This window comes from Nocardioides sp. P5_C9_2 (genome assembly GCF_054049555.1).
In genome coordinates this window covers 1-5645 of the sequence record NZ_JBFUMD010000248.1, presented here as the reverse complement: position 1 = coordinate 5645, position 5645 = coordinate 1, and the positions used below count along the sequence as shown (strand labels likewise).

Here is a 5645-nt window from a genome sequence, read left to right as displayed (position 1 = left end):
GTACGGGTGACGTCGAAGCGGGTCAGGTTGCCGCAGCCTCCGCAGCGCCAGCGGTGCGTAGCGTCGGGGATCTGTGCGGGCACGGTGCCTCCAGGAGTCGGGTCGGTCGACGGACGTCCGGAGCAGCCTAGTGACCGACGCGCGGGGCCCGGCCTCCCGTCCGTTGTCGGTGCTGCGATCTAGCGTCCCCACCATGAGCAGTGCCGCCACGACCGCCTCCCGATGGGAGGCTCAACGCAGCTTCGACGAGCTCGGCCGGCCGCTGCGAGACGTCACGTTCTGCGTCGTGGACCTCGAGACCACGGGCGGGTCCGCCGCGGGCGGGTCGATGATCACCGAGATCGGCGCGGTCAAGGTGCGGGCGGGCGAGATCCTGGGCGAGTTCCAGACGCTGGTGAACCCGCGCGCCGAGATCCCGCCGTTCATCGCGGTGCTCACCGGCATCACCAACTCGATGGTGAGCGACGCCCCGTCGATCGAGTCGGCGCTGCCTGCCTTCCTGGAATTCGCCGCTGGCTGTGTGCTGGTAGCGCACAACGCACCGTTCGACGTCGGCTTCCTCAAGCACTTCGCCGCCGCGCAGGGGCACCCCTGGCCGCGGTTCGAGGTGCTCGACACGGCCAAGCTCGCGCGCCGGGTGGTCACCCGCGACGACGCGCCCAACTGCAAGCTCAGCTCGCTGGCCCAGCTCTTCAACGCCACGACGACTCCCAACCACCGCGCCCTGTCGGACGCACGCGCCACCGTCGACGTGCTGCACGGGCTGATGGAACGGCTCGGTGGCCAGGGCGTGCACACGCTCGAGGAGCTCGCGACCTTCTCGTCCCGCGTGTCCCAGGCGCAGCGGCGCAAGCGTCATCTCGCCGAGGGTCTCCCCCACTTGCCCGGCGTCTACCTCTTCCGCGACGACAGCAAGCGGGTGCTCTACGTGGGCACGTCCAAGGACCTGCGCAGTCGGGTCCGCTCCTACTTCACCGCATCCGAGACACGTACCCGGATGGGCGAGATGGTCGGGCTGGCCGAGTCGGTCACCGGCATCCCGTGCGCCACCCCGCTCGAGGCCGAGGTACGCGAGCTGCGTCTCATCGCCGAGCACAAGCCCAAGTACAACCGTCGCTCCCGGTTCCCGGAGAAGGTCCACTTCGTCAAGCTCACCCGCGAGGCCTGGCCACGGCTGTCGCTGGTGCGGCGGGTGCTCGACGACGACGCGGACTACCTCGGCCCCTTCTCGTCGAAGAAGACCGCGGAGAAGTGCCTGGCCGCCCTCCACGAGACCTTCCCGGTCCGCCAGTGCTCCGACAAGCTCGCCCGGGAGCCGTCCCGGTCCGCGTGCGTGCTGGCCGAGATGGGCCGGTGCCTGTCGCCCTGCGACGGCAGCGTCGATGCAGCGACGTACGCCGCCGTGGTCCGGCAGCTGCGCGACACCCTGCTCCACCGTCCCGACGAAGTGGTCGAGGCGATCAACCGACGGATGACGTCGTTGGCCGATCTCGAGCGCTTCGAGGAGGCCGGCGTACACCGGGACCGGCTGGCCACCTTCGTGCGCGCAGCTGCGCGCACCCAGCGCCTGTCGGCCCTGACCCGTTGCCCCGAGGTGGTCGCCGCCCGACGCGAGGACGACGGACGTTGGAGCGTCCACGTCGTCCGGCACGGGCGGCTGGCAGCCGCCGGGGTGATTCCACCCGGAGCCGATGCCCACCAGTACGTCCACGAGCTGCGTGCCAGCGCCGAGACCGTGCGCACCGCGCCGGGACCGGTCCCGGCTGCGACCGCCGAGGAGTCCGAGAAGGTCCTGCGCTGGCTGGAATCCCCCGGGATCCGGCTGGTCGACGTTGACGGTGAGTGGGTTTGCCCGGTGGCCGGCGCGAGTCGACACCTGCCGCTCTACGACGCGGTTAACCAGTCGCGGCTCTCACTGGTGCCGTTCGACGAACAGCGACTGCCTGCCACCGTCCACCGGCCGGCGCGCTGACGACTCAGTCCAGGCCGAGGGAGAACGCCGACTCGAGGTCGACCTGGGAGAAGGTCTGGAACGCGATGTGCGTCTCGGTGCCCGTGACGCCGTCCACCTTGTTGAGGGATCCGGCCACCACGGAAGCCACGTCCTCGTGGGCGCGCACCCGCACGAGGGCGATCAGGTCGATCTGACCGGTGACCGAGTAGACCTCGCTGACCCCCTCGAGTGCGGCGATCGCCTCGCCGACCTCTGGGATACGTGCGACGTCGGCCTTCACGAAGACGATGGCGGTGATCATGTGCTCACCGTAGCGCCGGCATCGCCTCCGTGGCGCGATGACCGATCGGGCGAACTCCCTAGTCAATTGGGACTAGGCGGTGGTCGTTTACCCGCGGCGCCCGAAGGCCAGACCTAGCGTAATCCGGTCTGGCTCACGTACGAGGGGATTCCGGGATGTCACGCACACTGTTCGGGTTGTTCGCACGCGCGGTTGCCGTGGCTGGATTGTGCTTTGGGATCGTACTCATCCCAGCCACGATGGCCCTGGCGGCGCCCCAGGCTCCGACCGCGCTCTCGGCGGCAGGCACTCCGATCCCCACACTGTCGTGGGCCTCTCAGCCGGGTGCCACGAAGTACCGGGTCCAGGGCTCGGAAAACTCTTCCTTCTCTACGCTCGTCTTCAACCAAGAGACCACTGCGACCTCCTACACGCCCACACGGATTCTCAGGACTGGCACCCTCTACTGGCAGGTGCAGGCAACAGACAGCACCGGGACCAGCGGCTGGAGCGCGGCGTCCGTGGTCATCGGCGACCTCAGCAAGCCGGTCAACGTCCAGATCTCGGCGGGACAGCAGGTATTGCCACCCATCGCTCCGCCGGTCATTTCATGGCAGGGCGTTCCTGGCGCCACCTCCTACGACGTCGAGATGGACGCCGAGGGCGATGGCGTGGGCGGACTCGTCAAGGAGGTCAAGACGACAACGTATGTGTGGCCGGACCCCCAGGGCGTGGGCGAGAAGCAGGGCACCGAAGACTTCTTCGTGCGCGTGCGCGCTCGGTTCGACAACAACCTGCAGAGCGACTGGACTGACTACACCCCCTACGACGTTGGCCAGCTCGCGCCCGTCACCTCCTCGAGCTGCGCAGCCAAGCTGGTGTGCGCGCCCGATCCGAGCACCGGCATTAGGCCACGCATCGAGATCCAGGACGTCGTCTTCGACTGGGATCCGGTCAAGGGTGCCAAGGAATACGAGATCTGGGTCGCGCTCGACCCCGACTTCAACACGCAGATCGAGAAGCGCAGGGTCTTCTCGACGCGCTATTCCCCCACAACGACGTACGACAACAACACCTACTACTGGAAGGTCCGGACCTACAACGCGGCCGGAGAACCCACTCCTTGGCCGGCCTCCCCAAGCGTGTTCGACCGACGCTGGCCGTTCAAGCCCTCGCTGGTCTATCCCCCCGTCAGCTCGACGTCGCCTGTCGGGGACGACGTCTACTTCGAGTGGACCCCGGTACGTCACGCGACGCGGTACGAGCTGGTGGTGAGCGCGGACGAGTACTTCACGGAGGACGACCCGACCACCGAGAAGTGCTACACGAAGTCCACCACGTACACCCCCGGCTTCGACAACGACCGGTGTTCGCCCCCGCAGGGCGGGACTTTCTACTGGAAGGTGCGCGCGCTCGACGGCCCACGGTCCCCGCAAGTCAACGGCGTCTACTCCGACACGGGACAATTCGTCTACGACAGCGGTCGCATTCAGCCGATCTCCCCGGCCGACGGCAGCACCGTGGCGGTGCCGACTTTCCGCTGGCAACCGAGCACCGACGCCAACGCCTATCGCATCACTCTGACCAGCTCGAACGGGAGCGTGACCGCCACCACGTCTGCGCTGTCTTGGACGCCCACTGACGCGCTACCGACGGACAACGACACCGTCGACCCGGCCCGCAACCCTGACAAGTTCACTTGGCAGATCACGGCGATCGACGGCGACGGCCGCCTTTCGCCCACCTACTCCGGCGGCACCGTCTCGGTGCTTGAAGCCCCTATCGCCGCTGGCACATCCCCCCTGACCCCTCTGCCACTCGCCGCCGGACAGATCACGTCCAGGTTCCCTGCGCTTGCCTGGCAGCCCCGCGCGTCCACCGTCGACACTCCGGTCTACTACAAGCTGAGAGTCTCGGAGACGCCGGGTTACACACTCTCCGAGTCGACGACGCCGATCTTGGCAAAGAAGCTCGCCTACCCGGCGGTGACCGACCTCTCCACCTACTTCCTTCGGCCAGGAACCCGGWCCTGGTGGGTCGAGGCGTTCGATGCCAAGACCAATGCCAGCCTGGGCACCGGACCGTCGTCGACCTTCACGATCGAGGCGCCCAGCCGTGCGGCCGGACATCAGGTGGCGCTCGACGGCCAGTCGATCGACCAGGGCCACACGTGTTCCAAGCGACTCGTCGTGGTCGGCGGAGTCACTGACGAGCAGACCGTCTGCTCCGGGATGTCAGCCACCCCTGTCCTCGACTGGGAGTCGACTCCCGGCGCGGGCGGTTACCAGATCTACGTCGCGGAGGACCCGGACTTCACCAACTGGGTCTACAACGGGATCCAGACCGTCGCATCCCGGTGGACTCCCTCGGACATCCACGCGCCCAGCGCCCTGCCCGACAACGAATCGGGCCCCGCCTACTACTGGTACATCCGACCCTGTACGCGGGTGATGCCTACCGTGAACTGCGGTCCAGACCCTTCCGGCCAGGTCGATTCGGGGGCCAGCGCATTCCGCAAGGTCTCTCCCCGGATCCAGCTCGAGTCGCCGGTCCCCGATGCGACCCTCGGCAACCAGCTGACCTTCCGGTGGACCGACTACCATCTCACCAACCAGGCCACCACGCCCGTCTACGGCGGATCGATCGCGCCGTACCAGACTGCCTACCGCTACCGCCTCCAGGTGGCGCAGTCCGCGACCATCACCGACAACAACACCATCGACGACGTAACGGTCGACCAGACCACCTACACCGCCTTCACCCAGACCTACTCCGAGGGCGACCTCTGGTGGCGCGTGCAGGCGATCGACGGGGCCGGCAACCGGCTTGCCTGGTCGGAGACCCGCAAGGTGCTCAAGGCCACGTCCGCGACCAATCTCGATCCGAACACCTACGCGGTCCCCGAGCGGGCCCAGGTGGACCCGCTGGCTCGCCCGGCCTTCAACAGCCGCGAGGCGGCCGGGAGCACGCTGTTCACGTGGAGCGCTGAGGACTTCGACGCTACGTGGGAGCTCGAGGTCTACAAGAACGACGACTCCGTGCCTTCGTCAGGGAATCAAGTGTTCCGCACGGTCACCAAGCAGGCGGCCTTCGTGCCGGCGACGCCGCTCCCGCCGTCGTCGGAGCCCTACCGCTGGCGGGTGCGGCGCACGGATGTCGGTGGCAAGGTCGGCCGCTGGTCCGACCTGGGGCGCTTCTGGGTGGATCCGCTGCCCGTCGCCCTGATCAGCCCCACCGACCAGTCAGGCGTCGCTCCCACCTCGGCCTGCTTCACCTGGACGCCGTACTCGGTAGGCGGCACACAGGCCACAAAGTTCTCAATCGATGTGGAACCGGTGACCTCGGGAGCGTCGAACCACACGGCGGTCATCACCTCGGCGACGGCATGGTGCTCGCCGACCAACCTGGCCA

General features: G+C 67.8%; 3 protein-coding genes. 2 read left to right on the top strand and 1 reads right to left on the bottom strand.

Going from position 1 to position 5645, the window contains the following annotated elements:
* Positions 1-193: 193 nt before the first annotated feature.
* Positions 194-1972, top strand: coding sequence for a DEDD exonuclease domain-containing protein (locus ACXJKL_RS13030; RefSeq protein ID WP_457207470.1), 1779 nt, complete (start codon positions 194-196; stop codon positions 1970-1972).
* A gap of 4 nt (positions 1973-1976) precedes the next feature.
* Here the strand turns inward: ACXJKL_RS13030 and ACXJKL_RS13025 are convergent, their stop codons facing one another.
* Entirely contained in the window at positions 1977-2255 is a 279-nt protein-coding gene (locus ACXJKL_RS13025) for an Lrp/AsnC family transcriptional regulator (RefSeq protein WP_457207469.1), read from the bottom strand.
* Positions 2256-2410: 155 nt separating this feature from the next.
* On the opposite strand from ACXJKL_RS13025, the gene ACXJKL_RS13020 reads away from it, so the two are divergent.
* Positions 2411-5645: hypothetical protein (locus ACXJKL_RS13020; RefSeq protein ID WP_457207468.1), on the top strand; the 3235-nt coding region annotated here is incomplete at its 3' end.